The organism is Phocaeicola paurosaccharolyticus JCM 15092 (assembly GCF_000613805.1).
GTDB classification, from domain to species: domain Bacteria; phylum Bacteroidota; class Bacteroidia; order Bacteroidales; family Bacteroidaceae; genus Phocaeicola; species Phocaeicola paurosaccharolyticus.
This window is the reverse complement of the sequence record NZ_BAJR01000005.1, coordinates 88463-104622: the sequence shown is the minus strand read 5'-3', so window position 1 is coordinate 104622 and position 16160 is coordinate 88463. Positions and strand designations below refer to the sequence as shown.

Sequence of the window (16160 nt, the reverse complement as noted above, 5' to 3'; positions counted from 1 at the left end):
TATGAACATGAAACTTAGAAATATTCCCTTTTCTCCGCCTGATATGACGGAGAAAGAGGCACAAGAAGTGAGAGAAGCAATCCTCTCTGGCTGGATAACAACAGGTCCTCGAACAAAGAAGCTGGAGGCGCAGATTTCAGAGTACGTGCATACGGATAAAACCGTGTGTCTAAATTCTGCGACTGCAGCTCTTGAGATGGTTTTGCATTTGCTGGACTTGAAGCCGGAGGATGAAGTAATTGTGCCGGCATATACTTACACTGCTACAGCATCTGTAACTCAGCATATGGGCTGCAAGTTGGTGATGGTAGATAGCCAGAAGGACAATGTAGAGATGGATTATGAAAAGCTGGCTGAAGCTATCACAGAGCATACCAAAGTGATTTGTCCTGTGGATCTTGGCGGTATTGTGGCTAACTATGAACGGGTCTTTGAGATTGTAGAGCAGAAGAAAAGTTTGTTCAAACCTTCAAATGCTTTGCAGGCTAAGATAGGTAGAATTGTTGTATCTGCAGACTGTGCTCACTCGTTTGGTGCCAACCAGAAGGGTAAGATGGCTGGTGAGATTGCGGACTTCAGCTCATTCAGTTTCCATGCAGTGAAGAACTTCACTACTGCTGAAGGTGGAGCTCTGACGTGGAATCTTCCGTTTGGCAATGAACAAGTTCCAGTTTCAGGTTTGGATTATATGCCAACTGTGCCAAAGAAAGAGGGCGAGACATGGAATGAGTTGCTTTATAGGCTCTCCCAGTTGTTTAGCCTTCACGGCCAGAATAAGGATGCGTTGGCAAAGACCAAGTTGGGAGCTTGGGAATATGACATCATAGGCCCGTGGTACAAGTGCAATATGACGGACATTATGGCAGCATTGGGCCTTGTTCAAATGGAACGATATAAAGGTATTCTTGAAAGGCGTTATGAGATAGTACGCAGGTACGATGATGCATTGAAAGATCTGCCGGTGGTAGTTTTAAATCATAAGGGAGCAGACCATTGTGGTTCTCATCATCTTTATCTTGTACGTTTGTTAGGTAAAACACGCGAGGATGCCAACAATGTAATTGAGAAAATGGCTGAAAGAGGTATTGCTTGCAATGTGCATTATAAACCGTTGCCTATGATGACTGCATATAAGGCACTGGGTTTTGACATCAAGGATTATCCGAATGCTTATCATCTGTTTGAGAATGAGGTGTCATTACCATTGCATACCAAGCTCTCGGATGAAGAAATAGAGTACGTTACATCTAATTTTGTTGAAATAGTAAAGAGTCTGTGAAGCGTTTATTCGACATCATTGCTAGTGGGTTAGGGCTAATCGTTTTAAGTCCTATATTCCTTATACTTGCTATCTGGATCAAACTGGATAGCAAGGGGCCTGTGTTTTACCGGCAGGTACGTGTAGGAAGGTACAACAAAGATTTCCGTATCTTTAAGTTCCGTTCTATGCGGGTGGGTTCTGACAAAGGAAGTCTTGTGACAATTGGCGGGCATGACCCTCGTATCACACGTTCTGGGTATATCATCAGGAAATTCAAGTTTGATGAACTGCCTCAGTTAATCAATGTGTTTGTAGGTGATATGTCGCTGGTTGGCCCTCGCCCAGAAGTACGCCACTATGTGGACTACTGGACACCAGAGCAGATGCATGTATTGGATGTAAGACCAGGAATCACAGACCCTGCTTCCATTAAGTTTCGCAATGAGAACGAGCTTATGGAGAAGGCGGAAGATCCAGAGAAGTATTACATAGAGGTCATTATGCAAGAAAAGATTAAGCTTTATCTGAAATATGTGGAGAAACACTCATTCTTTTATGATATAGCTTTAATCTTCAAAACATTTTGGGTGATAGTTAGCGAGCGTTAGTTCTGTGATAAAAGATAATACCATAGCGTCATTCTTTGCTTTAGTTCAAGGCGGTCTCTGGGAACGGGATGTACAACTACAGCAGTATGGCGATATAGATTACGATGAAATAATGCGCCTTGCTGAGGAGCAGGCAGTGATTGGTCTGGTTACTGCCGGGCTTGAGCATGTAAATGACATAAAAGTACCTAAAGAGATTGCTCTACAGTTTATTGGCCAGACTCTGCAGTTAGAGCAGAGAAATTTAGCTATGAACGATTTCATAAGGGAAGTGATTGAAATAATGGGCAATGGTGGGATTAATCCAGTTTTAATAAAGGGGCAGGGGGTTGCTCAATGTTATGATAGACCACTCTGGCGAAGTTCTGGTGATGTTGATTTGTTATTGGACGATGATAACTATCGAAAAGGTAAGATTTTATTAAATGAGATTTCTGATACGACTCCAGAAGAAGATTTATATAGCAAAGAGTATATTGTCACTGTAAACGGATGGTGTCTGGAATTGCATGGCTCAATTAGATGTGGGCTTACAAGAAGAATGGATAAAGCCCTTGATGCCATAAAATCTGAAATTTGCAACAATAATACCATAAGGTTTTGGGACGATAATGGAGTTCTTGTTTCATTGGCAGATGTTAATAATGATATCATTATCATATTTACTCACTTTGTAAAACATTTTTATAAAGGAGGGCTTGGAATGAGACAAATCTGCGATTGGTGCAGGTTATTGTGGAAATATAAAGATGCAATAAAGATTGATAAGCTAGAGAAATGCCTGCATACGATGGGTTTGATGAGTGAATGGAAAGCATTTGGCGCATTCTCTGTTGATTACATTGGGATGCCTGTTGAGGCAATGCCTTTTTATTCTGATAAAAAGAAATGGCATAGTAATGCTGAAAGAATAAGTTCTTTTATAATGGAAGTAGGGAACTTTGGTCACAACCGTAATCTGAACTACCATGGCAGCAGGCCTTACATTTTCAGAAAAGCGATTTCTTTGGGACATAGAGTCGGTGATTTAATTAGGCATGCAAGGGTTTTTCCCCTTAATTCTATTAGGTTCTTCCCTAGAATTATTATTAATGGTTTACGTTCTGCTGCAAATGGAGAATAAGATTACAGTTGTTTCAAAATTACAGGAGTTCATGGAGTATGAAGCTAGGTCATGTTCAATAGACTTTGGGTGCGTGACACCACTGTATGTATATCGCATGTGGGGTGGAGTCGTCGCTATTGGAGACATTGAAGGAGTCCTGCAACAAATCAAATCGGAAAGATGAAGATAATAGAGAAGTCCTTATTGGAGAAGGTCTCTTCTGAGGCAAAGAAATCGCCACGACTGAGGATGAATTATAACTTTCATCAGTCGTTGGATGATAAGTGCCACAGGATGCTGAACGCTGTTGAACCAGGTTCAGAAGTGCCTATTCATAGACATCCCACTAAGGATGAATCATTTGTGGTATTGCGAGGCAAGGTTAGAGTAACTACCTATAACGACGACGGGTCAATGCTGGAGAGTGTTGTCCTCTGCCAAGAAGATGGGCGTTATGGTGTAGATATATCAAAGAATGTGTGGCATAACTTGGAATCGCTAGAATCCGGGGCTGTTATCTTTGAATGCAAAGATGGAAAATATGGTTCGGATGGATCTGAAAACTTTGAAGAGAAATATTGAGTGCTAATTTGAAAATAAGATCTTTTGTTTTAATATTTTAACACGACTATGAATAATCAATGGATTGCTATCAGGCTATACCGACAGCAAGAAAACAAATTTAAACACTTCGTAGAGGAGAGGGGAGTGGAGTGCTATGTGATAAAGCGGGGTGCAAATACTCTGCTTCATAATCTGGCTTTTGTAAAGGCTGAGAAAGCTATTGCAGATGGACTGATTGCGGATTTCCAAAATGGGGAGTCGGCAAGCTATCTGATGGACATGTTTGATCCAGAGAAAATGGTTAATACTGTTGATGACGAGACCATGATGATGGCAAGAAAAGCTATAGAAGAGGATAAAGGTAGCTCCATAATAACTGTGAATAATATGCACTGCTCAATGGAGGAGTATTTCATGGCATGCATAAGCAAAGGAAGCCTAAATGGCCTGAAATGTTTAGCAAAGAGAATAAAGCGATCGAAGAAAATGTCAATAGCTATATCACTATGCTGCAACATAGCTGTTAAACTAAGCCCAATGAGCGACCAGTGCATCTCTATGATATAATAACCAAGGATATATTTATTTTTTGAATTATTAGCTTTGATTACATATATTTTTTTGTAGCTTTACAACGTCTAAAACAGTTTCGTTTGCGAACACAATGTTTCAGAACGTTGATATTGATACTTAATTTTATAAATACAATATATTATGGAAATGACTTTTAGGTGGTACGGCACAGGATGGGATACCGTAAAACTGGAACAGATCAGACAGATACCTGGGGTAAAAGGGGTGATTACTACTCTTTATGATACTAAACCGGGTGAGGTGTGGTCAAGAGAGAGAATCAGAGCGATGAAGGAGGAGGTCGAAAAGGCAGGACTGAAAGTTGCCGGCATTGAGAGCGTTAACGTTCACGATGCCATTAAGATTGGTTCTGAGGATAGAGATATGTATATTGACAACTATATTCAGACTCTGGAAAACTTAGGTCTGGAGGATATTCATATGGTTTGCTACAACTTCATGCCGGTATTCGACTGGACTCGTACTGAACTGGCTCGCGTTCGTCCTGACGGTTCTACAGTAATGGCTTATACTCAGGAGGCTGTGGATGCTCTGAACCCTGAAAAGATGTTCGAATCAATTAAAAATGATATGAACGGCATGGTGATGCCGGGATGGGAACCTGACCGCATGGAGACTGTGAAAGTACTGTTCGAGAAATATAAAGGGGTGGACGATGAGAAACTGTTCGAAAACTTGAAATATTTCCTGGAACGTATAATGCCTGTATGTGATAAATATAATATCAATATGGCTATTCACCCGGATGATCCTGCATGGCCTGTGTTCGGTCTGCCTCGCATCATAATAAATAAGGAGAATATTCTACGCATGATGAAGATGGTGGATAACCCTCACAATGGTGTGACCTTCTGCTCAGGATCTTATGGTACCAACCTTAAGAATAACTTGCCTGACATGATACGTGCACTGAAAGGTCGTATTCACTTTGCTCATGTACGTAACTTGCAGTTCCACAGCCAACAAAACTTTGAGGAGTCGGCTCATCTGTCATCGGACGGATCTTTCGACATGTACGAGATTGTACGTGCTCTATATGAGATTGGATTCAACGGCCCTATACGCCCTGACCATGGACGTATGATCTGGGGAGAGAAGGCTATGCCGGGATATGGTCTGTACGACCGCGCTCTTGGTGCTACATATATTAATGGACTTTGGGAGGCTATAGACAAAAATGCCAAGAGAGCCGCTGCTAAAAACTAATGGAATGAGACTGAATAATAATAGCATAAAGAGTGAAGCTGCTCTGTGGGAGGCTGCCGGATACGACTTGCCTCATTTCGACAGAGAGGCTGTGAACAAGGCTACTGCGGAAAATCCTTTCTGGGTACACTTCGGAGCAGGAAACATATTCCGTGCTTTCCATACAAATATTGTACAGAAACTGCTGAACAGCGGTGAGATAAACAGAGGTATCATTGTTGCGGAAGGATTCGACTACGAGATAGTGGAGAGGGTGAACCGCAAATGTGATGAACTGACCATCCTTGCTACTCTGAAGGTGAGCGGAAAGGTGGAGAAGAGCGTGATAGGATCGATAACTGAATCGTGCATACTAGACTCGAACAATGTGAGTGAGTTTGCACGACTGAAAGAGATATTCAGAAAAGAGTCTCTGCAGATGACTACTTTCACAATCACAGAAAAGGGTTATAGCCTGACTAATGCTCAGGGTGAGATGCTGCCGGTGGTGACAGCCGACTTTGCATCGGGTCCGGAGAAACCTCAAAGCTACATAGGTAAGGTGGCTGCTCTGCTATATGAGAGATATAAGGCGGGTGAACTGCCTATAGCTATGATAAGTACAGACAACTGCTCACACAACGGCGAAAAACTATACCAATCTATAAAGGCATATGCTGATGCTTGGTGCAATAATGGTCTTGCTGAGAAGGGATTTCTGGAATATATAAATGATGAGAAAAAGGTGACTTTCCCCTGGTCTATGATAGACAAGATTACTCCGCGTCCTGACAACTCCGTTCTGGAGATGCTGAAGAAGGATGGTGTTGAAGATCTTGATCCTATCATTACAGGAAAGAAGACTTATGTGGCTCCTTTTGTAAATGCTGAGGAGTGCGAATATCTGGTTGTTGAGGATAAGTTCCCTAACGGACGTCCTGCACTGGAAAAGGCAGGGGTGATGTTCACAGACAGAGAGACAGTGAACAAGGTGGAGAAGATGAAGGTATGTACTTGCCTGAATCCTCTACATACTGCACTGGCTGTTTATGGATGCCTGCTGGGATATACCCTGATAGCTGACGAGATGAAGGATGAGAACCTGGTGAAAATGGTAGAGGTGATTGGATACAAAGAGGGATTGCCGGTGGTGGTAAACCCGGGCATTCTTGACCCTAAGAAGTTCATTGATACTGTGCTCAAGGTACGCGTGCCTAATCCGTTCATGCCTGACACTCCTCAACGTATCGCTACTGATACTTCTCAGAAACTGGCTATTCGATTCGGTGAGACAATAAAGGCTTATCAGGCTTCGGAGAAACTGAATGTGACTGACCTGAAACTGATTCCGCTGGTATTCGCAGGATGGCTGAGATATCTGATGGCTGTAGATGATAATGGAGAGAAATTTACACTTAGCCTGATCCGCTACTCGACGAGGTCTGCCCATTTGTATCGGAGTTCTCTCTTGGTTATACAGGAGAGGTTGAGAAGTACCTGAAACCTATACTGCAAAACGCAAAAATTTTCGGCGTGGATCTGTATGAGGTGGGTATGGCTGAGACAGTTTGCAACTATTTCAAGGAACTTATTGCGGGAGTGGGTGCTGTACGCACTACTCTGAAAAAATATACCTGCTAGGATTCTAAAAGGGATTTAATAGTTAATCGTCTTTCGGAATCTTCCGAGAGAGATTTTTTGCGCTATGCAAACAGAAGTGAAATAAAGTAATAGTATGTTGATAATGAGGTGATATAGAATATAAAAAAAGAATGATAAACTTTCGTTTGCTTATTATTTTTTATGTTTTCGGAAAAAATAGAAGAAATCAGTCAAAAAAAGAAAGAAATATTTGCTTTTGTTTATTCTTTTATTACTTTTACCAGTGTAATACAAATGAATCGTACTATGGCACTAAATCATCGCAGGACTAATATTCTAGAACTGATCAAAAAGAATGGTTTTGCTAAGGTTCAGACTTTAAGCAAAACTTTTGAAGTTACTGAAGTAACTATAAGACAAGACCTCGAGTTCCTTGAAAAGGAGGGCTATGTACATAGGGAACATGGTGGCGTTTATATAGATAAAGATAATCTGACCAAAAGTCAACTGAACCTTCTGAACGAGGCGAACCTCGAGAAGAAAAAGGAGATTGCTCAGAAAGCTGTGTGCTTCATTCAGGAAGGAGACAGCATTATCCTTGACTCAGGCTCCACCACTACCGAACTGGCTAAACTTCTTAAGAACTTCAGGCAACTAACTGTAATAACTAATTCACTTTCTGTGGCAATGATCCTTGTAGATAATCCAAACATCGACTTGATCATGACAGGGGGTGAGCTAAAGGTTCAGACTATGTCGCTGACAGGAGAACTGGCTGCGGAATCGTTTAAGAACATTCATGTCAATAAACTGTTTCTGGCTACTGCCGGCATATCATCTACCCTTAAGCTGACCTATCCTACACTAAGTGATTTAGTGGTAAAATCGGCTATGATTAAATCTGCTGATGCAATTTATCTGCTTGCAGACTCATCCAAACTAGGGTCGAGCGCATTTGCAAACTTGGGACCGGCTTCGCTCATTCAGACTCTGATTACTGATAGCGACATTTCCGGAGAGTTTGCGTTAGAATTAAAAAATGCAGGTATACAGATTGTGTAACCTACATTAAAGACAAAAAAGAAAAAGGAGATTGTTATTTGTCGCAATCTCCTTTTCTTATTTATCAGAACTTAACCAAGATCCTGAAGACCTTTCCGGGATTGGCATCCCACTTGGCAAGTGCCTCGCTGTCTCATCAGGGGCAATGACTGAAGTGATGACCTTATGATATGGGGTCTGGGCAGAACGGAGATAGTTTATCACTGCACGGAAATCGGACGGCATGGCATTGCGGGAACCGCGTATGTCAAGCTCTTTCTGTACGAAATACTTTGTCTGGAAGGTGACATCCTGCTTGGAGTAACCTATGCAGACAACCCGGCCTGTGAAGGCTACCTCGTTGATGGCTGTCTGGTAGGTGATAGGGGAACCTACTGCCTCGATGATGACATCAGGACCGAAACCACCAGTGATCTCCTGCAACTTAGTATGAACATCCTCGCTCTTTGAATTTATGGTGTATCGGGCTCCGAAATGAGTGGCAAGCTCCAACTTCTCATCATCAAGATCCATGGCAATGACATTGGCTCCTCGCATGGATGCTCTTACTATGGCACCTATACCAATCATACCACATCCTATGACAAGGACATAGTCTATATCGGTAACAGCTCCACGGGATACTGCATGGAAACCTACACTCATTGGCTCGATAAGGCTGACTCCATCTCACCGATACCTTCGGCAGGGATAACCTTCTCCCATGGTATGGCTATATATTCACACATGGCTCCATCACGTTGGACACCAAGGGTCTGGTTGTCCTGACAGGCATTGACTCTGCCGTTGCGACATGAGGAGCATTTGCCACAGTTGGTATATGGGTTGACAGTGACTACCATACCTACCTTGAGGTGAGAAGGTACTGACGAGCCTACTTCACTGATGGTGGCACCTATCTCATGACCGGGGATACGTGGAAATTCAACCATGGCATTCGCACCACGGTAGGTGTTGAGGTCGGAACCGCAAAAGCCTACATATCCTATCTTAAGAAGGAGCTCGTTATCTTTTATTTCGGGTCTCTGAATATTTACGAGACCAATCTCATGTGTCGATTTAATCTGAACAGCTTTCATATTCTATTTATTTTATTTTGTAGCCGCGCCAACCATACAATCCGCAGACAATAAAACAGATGAGCGGAATGATGTAGGCAGCCTGGTATATTTCAGGATTGATATGCATGATATAAGCGGTAGCCTGAGGTAACATGGCATTGCCGATGATGGCCATGACAAGAAAGGCAGAGGCACTCTTGGTCTTGTCGCCCAACCCGGAAAGGGCAAGCGAGAACTGAGTAGGTACATGATGGACATGAAGAATGAGACTCCTATCATGGCATACAGTCCTACCATACCGCCAAAGATTATTATCACCATACAAAGTAATACATTTATTATGGAGTAGACAAGCAACATATTTGCAGGCTTGAACTTAATCATAAGCATGGAACCTATCCAACGCCCCAGCAGGAAGGCAAGCATATAGAAACCGAAGAAGGTGGTGGCGGTATTCTCGGGGATTCCTACATAGGTACAGCAGTAGACAAGGAAAAGGGAGTTGATAGCTGTCTGACCGCCGTTATAGAAGAACTGTGCTATAACTCCATTACGCAGATGGGGGATGCGAAGAACAGAGAAGTCGATGAGCTTCTCGCCTATAGTAATTGTTGACTCTTCCTCATCTTTTGTCTTTGGCATATGAACGAAGAAGAAGATAAGGCAATGACAATAAGAATGAGTGCCAGAATGAGATATGGGGTCTTCATGGAGTCGGTTTCAACCTGTATATATCCTTCCCAACCACCGGGATAGTCGAGAGGAAGGGTATCACGGCTGTAGTTGTTGCCACTGAGGACAACACGGCTGAGGAACATAGCTGCAATAAATGCTCCGAGACCATTGAACGACTGGGCTATGTTGAGACGACGGGGTGCACTTTCACTTGAACCAAGAGAGGTGATGTAAGGGTTGGCTGCTGTCTCAAGGAAACACATTCCTGTAGCGATGATGAAGAAGATACAGAGGTATGCCCAGTACTCCTTGATGATGGCTGCAGGGAAGAAGAGGAAACTGCCTAGGGCAGCAAGGGTGAGACCGAAGATTATTCCCGACTTATAACTGTAACGTTTCATATACATGGCTATAGGTATAGGGAAGATGAAATATGCCAGCCAATAGGCGGACTCGGTGAAAGAGGCCTGGAAGGTGTTGAGCTCGCAGGTCTTCATAAGCTGACGGATCATCGTCGGAAGGAGATTGCTACTTATCGCCCAAAGGAAAAAGAGGCAGAAGATAAGTGCTAATGGTAAAAAGAGTTTGTTTTTCATAATAATAGATCTATTCGGACATGTTTTTAATATAAGGTAACTCTATTAGATGGTCGAAACCATAGAACTTCTGAGCATTGATGCCAAGAAAGAGCTCTAGCTCACGGTCGGTGAACTGACCGCTCCTGAAGAGGAAGTCGTACGACATGCGATAGGTGATGGCCGTAATGGTACGGGGATAGTCGGAACCCCACATGAGCTTGTTGATACCTACTGTGTCGATAGCATGACGTATGGCCTTGACTGCTCCATTGAAAGGGTAGAACTCGCTGTTGAAAAGCCAGGTGATGCCACCAGACTCAATCATGACATTGGGATGAAGAGCAAGACGGAGCTGCTGCTCCCAGTCGGGCATGGTGACACAGGCAAAGTGACCTATGGTAATCTTCAGGTCGGGAAAGGCTGCGACAATCTGATCTATCTCGGCAACATTGGTTGCTCCCTCGGCAAGGTCGAGAGAGAGGATGACTTCTTTCTCCTCCATATATGCATACATGCTCATCAGCTCGGGGCTGTTAAGTGGTTTGCGAATGCCATCGAGAGACATGCGGTGTGCAGGAATCTTTATGCCACGGAAGCCTTTGTCGATAAGCCCTTTCGCCTTCTCAAGGAAACCGTCACGACGGAAGTCGCACATGCCGCAGACAAAGAACCTGTCGGGGTATCTGCTCTGCACATCGAGTAGGTAGTCGTTCTGTATACCGTCGATGAACTCCTGGGTGACAACGGCTGCTGAGACCTGGGCATAGTCCATGTTGGAGAGGAAGACCTCGGCACTGTTCATACCATCTATCATAAATGGTGGGAGCATCTGACGCTCCTCACCGAAGAAGATGGAACGACCATTGTGAGTGGTCTTTATGGGCTGACCGTCAATCTCTGTATCCTGACGGAGCCAGAGGTGGGAATGAGCATCAATAATCTTCATGGCAGCACTGTTTATGAGTTTGACCAACTTACTCGCTGCTGGTCACCGATAATCTCTTTGACCTTTTCAACAAGGGTCTGATTGATCTCTTCCTCGACATAGCGTATGTTCTTGAGGACATTCTCTGGATTGGCGGAAGAGAAGAGTGTTGTGGCAATTCTTGGGTTGCTTACTGAATATTGTATAGCGAGCTTCTCGATAGGATAGTTCTGCTCTTTGCAGTATTGTGCTGCACGGGCACAAGCTTCGACTAATGCTTTTGGTGCAGGATGCCATTCGGGTATGCCTCTGCTTGAGAGAAGTCCCATAGAGATAGGTGAGGCATTGATAACGCCGATACCCTTTGACTCGAAGTAGTCGAGGAAGTCGCCCAACTTGTCATCATTTAGGGCATAGTGACAGAAGTTGAGGATAGACTCTACCACGCCATCATCACTGTGGTCGATGACCCACTTGAGGTTCTCCAACTGGAGGTCGGTGATACCGACATGCTTAACAATGCCCTTATCACGTAACTCGACAAGTGCTGGAAGGGTCTCGTTAACAACCTGGTTGAGGTCGGCAAACTCTATATCGTGTACGTTGATGATGTCAATATAGTCGATGCCTAATCTATCCATGCTCTCGAAGACACTTTCACGGGCGCGGGTAGCGGAGTAGTCCCATGTGTTGACACCATCTTTTCCGTAACGTCCCACCTTAGTAGAGAGGTAATATTTGTCACGGTCTATCTGACGCAATGCCTTGCCAAGTACTGTCTCTGCCTTGTAGTGACCGTAGTATGGGGATACATCGATGAAATTGATGCCATTGTCGACAGCAGTGAATACTGCATCGATAGCCTGATTCTCATTTATATCGTGGAAAACTCCGCCGAGTGAAGAGGCGCCAAAACTGAGGTTGGATACTTTGATTCCTGTCTTACCTATTTCGTTATATTTCATAGTGTAAATTTTTATGTTTCTCTTAAAAACAAAAATATTATTTGATAGCCGAAATATAAGAAATGTATCTGTAAAACATTGCGCAATGGTTTACGTAAACCGGGCTCAGACAAGAATAAGTAGTGAAAAGAGCTTAACGAATTAAAAAATAGAGTATCTTTGCCCGACCTTTAAACTATGACCTTCAAAATCAGACGACTCTACAGGAGACTATCTGTCTGATATCTAATATTATAAAGAAAACACTTTGAAATGATTGTTTTTTAATAAGTAGTGAAGCATAACAATGTCTTCACCATTTTTTGTGGGGGAAACCCTGCATAATAATGAGAAAGGCTCTATAAAAAGAGAATGATTATGATAAAAAGAGTATTAATAGCAAACAGAGGTGAAATAGCCTTGAGAGTGATGCGCTCGTGCAAAGAGATGGGCATACGCAGTATAGCTGTATTCTCGGAAGCAGACAGAACATCACGGCATGTAACTTATGCCGACGAAGCATATCCTATTGGAGGTGCCATAGCTAAAGAGAACTATCTTAATATTGAGAAAATTATCGAAGTGGCAAAGCTTGCACAGGTTGACGCTATCCATCCAGGATATGGATTCCTGTCGGAAAATGCCGACTTCGCGAGAAGATGTAGAGAAGAGGGAATAATCTTTATCGGCCCTGCTCCTGAGACAATGGAGGCAATGGGTGATAAAATCTCCGCAAGAAAGATGATGATAAAAGCCGGAGTACCTGTGGTACCCGGTACAGAGAAACCTCTGCAGAGCGTGGAAGAGGCAGTAAGAATATGCAACGAGATTGGCTATCCGGTGATGCTGAAGGCATCGATGGGTGGTGGCGGCAAGGGTATGCGACTGATACACTCGGAAGAGGAGGTGGAAGAGGCATACAACACAGCTCGCTCGGAGTCTATGTCATCATTCGGTGACGACACAGTATATCTGGAGAAATTTGTTGAGGAACCTCATCATATTGAGTTCCAGATATTGGGAGACAACTTTGGCAACGTGATACATCTGTTCGACCGTGAATGTTCGGTACAGAGACGTAACCAGAAGATTGTGGAGGAGAGTCCATCACCATTCCTTACTCCTGAACTGAGAAAAGAGATGGGTGAGAAGGCAGTGGCTGCTGCTAAGGCAGTGAACTACTCGGGTGCGGGTACTATCGAGTTCCTTGTGGACAAGAACCGCAACTTCTACTTCCTTGAGATGAACACTCGTCTGCAGGTGGAACATCCTATCACTGAAGAGGTGGTGGGAGTAGACCTGGCTAAGGAGATGATTCATGTAGCCAACAACCAACCACTGCATCTTAAACAGGATGAGATTTATCAGAGAGGTCACTCAATAGAGTGTCGTATATGTGCTGAGGATACTGAGAACAACTTCATGCCTTCACCTGGTATAATAAAACAACTTACTGAACCTAACGGCATCGGCGTACGTATAGACAGCTATGTGTACGAGGGATATGAGATTCCTATTTATTACGACCCTATGATTGGTAAGCTGATAGTGTGGGCGACAAACAGGCAATATGCCATAGAGCGTATGCGTCGAGTTCTATATGAGTACAAGATAACAGGTCTGAAGACAAACCTGAGCTACCTGAAGAGAATAATGCATAACCCTGACTTTGTTAAGGGTGAATATAATACTCTGTTCATAGAGAAGAACCAGAAAATGCTCCTGAGAAACAACGGAAACAATGAGGAGATTGAGAACATTGCAATGATTGCTTCGTACATGGACTATATTGTAAACCTTGAGGAGAACAAGAGTAATATGCTGCCCGACAACAGACCTATCAGCAGATGGAGAGAGTTCGGACTTCAGAAGGGTGTTTTACGTATATAATTTGAAGTGATATGGAAATACATATAGGATCGAGAGTTGCTGATGTGACTCTGGTAAAGAAAGATGGAAACCAGGTGAGCCTGCTAGTGGACGGCAAACCTTATGATGTGGATATAGTGATGGCTGAAAATGGAAGCTGCTCAATACTTCATGAGGGAAACTCTTTCAATGCAGAGGTGATACGTGGCGAAGGGGACAAGAGCTATGATGTGAACATGTTCTACCGCTCTTATCGTGTGGATATAGTAGATACTCAGGCGAAATACCTGAGAATGAAAAGAGGCGGTGAAGAGGAGCAGGATAACAAGATTGTGGCTCCTATGCCGGGAAAAATAGTTAAGATACCGGTGAACAAAGGGGACAAACTCAAGGCCGGCGATATAGCTGTCGTACTCGAGGCGATGAAGATGCAGAGCAACTTCAAGGTGACATCCGACTGCACTGTGAGAGATATTTTAGTAAACGAAGGGGATGCGGTAAATGCAAACCAGGAGTTGATATTACTGGATATAGAAAACGTGGAATAATGGAAAGAGAAGAGATATACAGAGAGTTCGAAGAGATGGACAAAAGAGCATCTCTCGGAGGTGGTATAGATAAAATAGAAAAACAACATGCCAATGGGCATATGACCGCAAGAGAGAGGATAAATATCCTGCTCGACAAAGGAACATTCAATGAACTGGATAAGTTCGTTACACATAGATGCAATGACTTTGGCATGGAGAAGAAGCAGATTGCAGGCGACGGAATGGTGACAGGATATGGTAAGATAGACGGAAGACTGGTGTTCGTCTATGCATATGACTTCACTGCTCATGGTGGTTCACTGAGTGAGACCAACGCTGCAAAGATTGTAAAGGTTCAACAACTGGCATTGAAGAATGGTGCACCTATCATCGCTCTTAATGACTCGGGTGGTGCAAGAATACAGGAGGGTGTTAGTTCACTTGCCGGTTATGCATCCATATTCTACAACAATACAATAGCATCGGGAGTAATCCCTCAGATATCTGCGATATTGGGACCTTGCGCGGGTGGTGCATGCTACTCGCCTGCATTGACCGACTTCATCTTCATGGTTAAGGAGAACAGTCATATGTTCATCACAGGACCTGATGTTGTGAAGACAGTAACCAATGAAGAGGTTGGCAAAGAGGAGTTAGGTGGTGCCTTGACACATAGCAGCAAGAGCGGTGTGACCCACTTCATGTGCTCTACTGAAGAGGAGACGCTGATGAGCATACGCGAACTGCTGAGTTTCATACCATCGAACAATATGGATGATGCTCCTTTGGTACCTTGCAGCGACGACATACACAGAGTGAATGAGGCACTGCAGACAGTGATACCTGAGGATCCTAACATGCCTTACGATATAAAGGATATTATAGAACCTGTACTGGATAACCAATATCTGTTTGAGGTGATGTCTCACTTTGCAAAGAATGCAGTGGTGGGATTCGGACGTCTTAACGGACGCTCGGTAGGTATTGTGGCAAATCAGCCTGCCTTCCTTGCTGGTGTACTGGACATAGATGCTAGCGACAAGATAGCACGTTTCATACGTTTCTGCGACTGCTTCAATATTCCTGTCATCACTTTCGAGGATGTACCGGGATTCCTTCCGGGAACAATGCAGGAACACAACGGTATAATACGCCATGGTGCCAAGATAGTATATGCTTATGCAGAGGCTACTGTGCCTAAGATAACTCTTATAACTCGTAAGGCTTATGGTGGTGCTTATATCGTTATGGGCAGCAAACTGATTGGCGGAGATGTGAACCTGGCTTATCCACAGGCAGAGATAGCTGTGATGGGTGCTGAGGGTGCAGTGAACATACTATACAGAAAGGCTACTGATGAGAAGAAGCAGGAGATTATCTCTGAATATGAGAGCAAGTTCTCGAATCCTTACCGTGCAGCTGAGAGAGGATTGATAGATGAGGTGATAATGCCTCGCGATACAAGATACAAACTTATTCAGGCTTTGGAGATGGCTCACAACAAGAATCAGAGCAATCCTCCAAAGAAGCATGGCAATATGCCGCTGTAAGAAGGAGCAACCGCGAAAGCGGAGAAATAAAAAATAAAAGGTTCCCA

Annotated in this window: 13 protein-coding genes and 2 pseudogenes; 11 read left to right on the top strand and 4 right to left on the bottom strand. The window is 43.6% G+C overall.

Annotation, left to right across the window (positions count from 1 at the left end):
• Position 1 precedes the first annotated feature (1 nt).
• From JCM15092_RS04220 to JCM15092_RS04180, 8 genes are all read left to right on the top strand, one after another.
• Positions 2-1279 carry a DegT/DnrJ/EryC1/StrS family aminotransferase gene (locus tag JCM15092_RS04220; protein ID WP_024993572.1) on the top strand — a complete coding sequence of 426 codons (1278 nt, stop codon included), beginning with the start codon at positions 2-4 and terminating at the stop codon, positions 1277-1279.
• On the top strand, positions 1276-1869 hold the full coding sequence (locus tag JCM15092_RS04215) for a sugar transferase (RefSeq protein WP_024993571.1): 594 nt from the start codon (positions 1276-1278) through the stop codon (positions 1867-1869). Before JCM15092_RS04220 ends, JCM15092_RS04215 begins: the two co-directional genes overlap by 4 nt.
• Positions 1870-1873: 4 nt before the next feature.
• Positions 1874-2992 (top strand): nucleotidyltransferase family protein, encoded by a 1119-nt coding sequence (locus tag JCM15092_RS04210; RefSeq protein ID WP_024993570.1) that lies wholly within the window; start codon positions 1874-1876, stop codon positions 2990-2992.
• 162 nt (positions 2993-3154) lie between these two features.
• Positions 3155-3556: a WbuC family cupin fold metalloprotein gene (locus tag JCM15092_RS04200; RefSeq protein ID WP_024993569.1), complete on the top strand. Its 402-nt coding sequence runs from the start codon at positions 3155-3157 to the stop codon at positions 3554-3556.
• Between the two features lie 48 nt (positions 3557-3604).
• The gene (locus JCM15092_RS04195; RefSeq protein ID WP_024993568.1) at positions 3605-4105 is read left to right on the top strand and encodes a hypothetical protein; all 501 of its coding nucleotides are present in this window, start codon (positions 3605-3607) and stop codon (positions 4103-4105) included.
• A gap of 147 nt (positions 4106-4252) precedes the next feature.
• Positions 4253-5338: a mannonate dehydratase gene (uxuA, locus tag JCM15092_RS04190; RefSeq protein ID WP_024993567.1), complete on the top strand. Its 1086-nt coding sequence runs from the start codon at positions 4253-4255 to the stop codon at positions 5336-5338.
• Positions 5339-5342: 4 nt separating this feature from the next.
• Positions 5343-6818, top strand: coding sequence for a mannitol dehydrogenase family protein (locus JCM15092_RS14880; protein ID WP_304622516.1), 1476 nt, complete (start codon positions 5343-5345; stop codon positions 6816-6818).
• Between the two features lie 407 nt (positions 6819-7225).
• Positions 7226-7981 carry a DeoR/GlpR family DNA-binding transcription regulator gene (locus tag JCM15092_RS04180; RefSeq protein WP_024993566.1) on the top strand — a complete coding sequence of 252 codons (756 nt, stop codon included), beginning with the start codon at positions 7226-7228 and terminating at the stop codon, positions 7979-7981.
• 64 nt (positions 7982-8045) lie between these two features.
• Here JCM15092_RS04180 and JCM15092_RS14875 read toward each other — a convergent pair.
• The 4 genes and pseudogenes from JCM15092_RS14875 to JCM15092_RS04160 all read right to left on the bottom strand — a co-directional run bounded on the left by JCM15092_RS14875 (position 8046) and on the right by JCM15092_RS04160 (position 12185).
• Positions 8046-9060, bottom strand: a pseudogene (locus tag JCM15092_RS14875) (zinc-binding alcohol dehydrogenase family protein).
• Between the two features lie 7 nt (positions 9061-9067).
• Positions 9068-10313, bottom strand: a pseudogene (gene fucP, locus JCM15092_RS14870) (L-fucose:H+ symporter permease).
• A 10-nt stretch (positions 10314-10323) separates the two neighbouring features.
• On the bottom strand, positions 10324-11241 hold the full coding sequence (locus JCM15092_RS04165; protein ID WP_024993565.1) for an amidohydrolase family protein: 918 nt from the start codon (positions 11239-11241) through the stop codon (positions 10324-10326).
• 11 nt (positions 11242-11252) lie between these two features.
• A complete protein-coding gene (locus tag JCM15092_RS04160; RefSeq protein WP_024993564.1) occupies positions 11253-12185 on the bottom strand; it encodes an aldo/keto reductase in 933 nt (310 codons plus the stop codon).
• 357 nt (positions 12186-12542) lie between these two features.
• Here JCM15092_RS04160 and accC point away from each other — a divergent pair, with 357 nt between their 5' ends.
• The 3 genes from accC to JCM15092_RS04145 are packed head-to-tail and all read left to right on the top strand — an operon-like array spanning position 12543 to position 16113.
• The gene (gene accC, locus JCM15092_RS04155; RefSeq protein ID WP_024993563.1) at positions 12543-14054 is read left to right on the top strand and encodes an acetyl-CoA carboxylase biotin carboxylase subunit; all 1512 of its coding nucleotides are present in this window, start codon (positions 12543-12545) and stop codon (positions 14052-14054) included.
• A gap of 11 nt (positions 14055-14065) precedes the next feature.
• The gene (locus tag JCM15092_RS04150) at positions 14066-14581 is read left to right on the top strand and encodes an acyl-CoA carboxylase biotin carboxyl carrier protein subunit (protein WP_024993562.1); all 516 of its coding nucleotides are present in this window, start codon (positions 14066-14068) and stop codon (positions 14579-14581) included.
• Positions 14581-16113 carry an acyl-CoA carboxylase subunit beta gene (locus tag JCM15092_RS04145; RefSeq protein WP_024993561.1) on the top strand — a complete coding sequence of 511 codons (1533 nt, stop codon included), beginning with the start codon at positions 14581-14583 and terminating at the stop codon, positions 16111-16113. Before JCM15092_RS04150 ends, JCM15092_RS04145 begins: the two co-directional genes overlap by 1 nt.
• Positions 16114-16160: the final 47 nt, after the last annotated feature.

What these genes read in the sequence shown, in the direction of transcription:
- accC (WP_024993563.1), top strand. Translation starts at nt 12,543, where the DNA reads ATGATAAAAAGAGTATTAATAGCAAACAGAGGTGAAATAGCCTTGAGA.
- JCM15092_RS14880 (WP_304622516.1), top strand. Translation starts at nt 5,343, where the DNA reads ATGAGACTGAATAATAATAGCATAAAGAGTGAAGCTGCTCTGTGGGAG.
- uxuA (WP_024993567.1), top strand. Translation starts at nt 4,253, where the DNA reads ATGGAAATGACTTTTAGGTGGTACGGCACAGGATGGGATACCGTAAAA.
- JCM15092_RS04195 (WP_024993568.1), top strand. Translation starts at nt 3,605, where the DNA reads ATGAATAATCAATGGATTGCTATCAGGCTATACCGACAGCAAGAAAAC.
- JCM15092_RS04220 (WP_024993572.1), top strand. Translation starts at nt 2, where the DNA reads ATGAACATGAAACTTAGAAATATTCCCTTTTCTCCGCCTGATATGACG.
- JCM15092_RS04145 (WP_024993561.1), top strand. Translation starts at nt 14,581, where the DNA reads ATGGAAAGAGAAGAGATATACAGAGAGTTCGAAGAGATGGACAAAAGA.
- JCM15092_RS04160 (WP_024993564.1), bottom strand. Translation starts at nt 12,185, where the DNA reads ATGAAATATAACGAAATAGGTAAGACAGGAATCAAAGTATCCAACCTC.
- JCM15092_RS04165 (WP_024993565.1), bottom strand. Translation starts at nt 11,241, where the DNA reads ATGAAGATTATTGATGCTCATTCCCACCTCTGGCTCCGTCAGGATACA.
- JCM15092_RS04150 (WP_024993562.1), top strand. Translation starts at nt 14,066, where the DNA reads ATGGAAATACATATAGGATCGAGAGTTGCTGATGTGACTCTGGTAAAG.
- JCM15092_RS04200 (WP_024993569.1), top strand. Translation starts at nt 3,155, where the DNA reads ATGAAGATAATAGAGAAGTCCTTATTGGAGAAGGTCTCTTCTGAGGCA.
- JCM15092_RS04180 (WP_024993566.1), top strand. Translation starts at nt 7,226, where the DNA reads ATGGCACTAAATCATCGCAGGACTAATATTCTAGAACTGATCAAAAAG.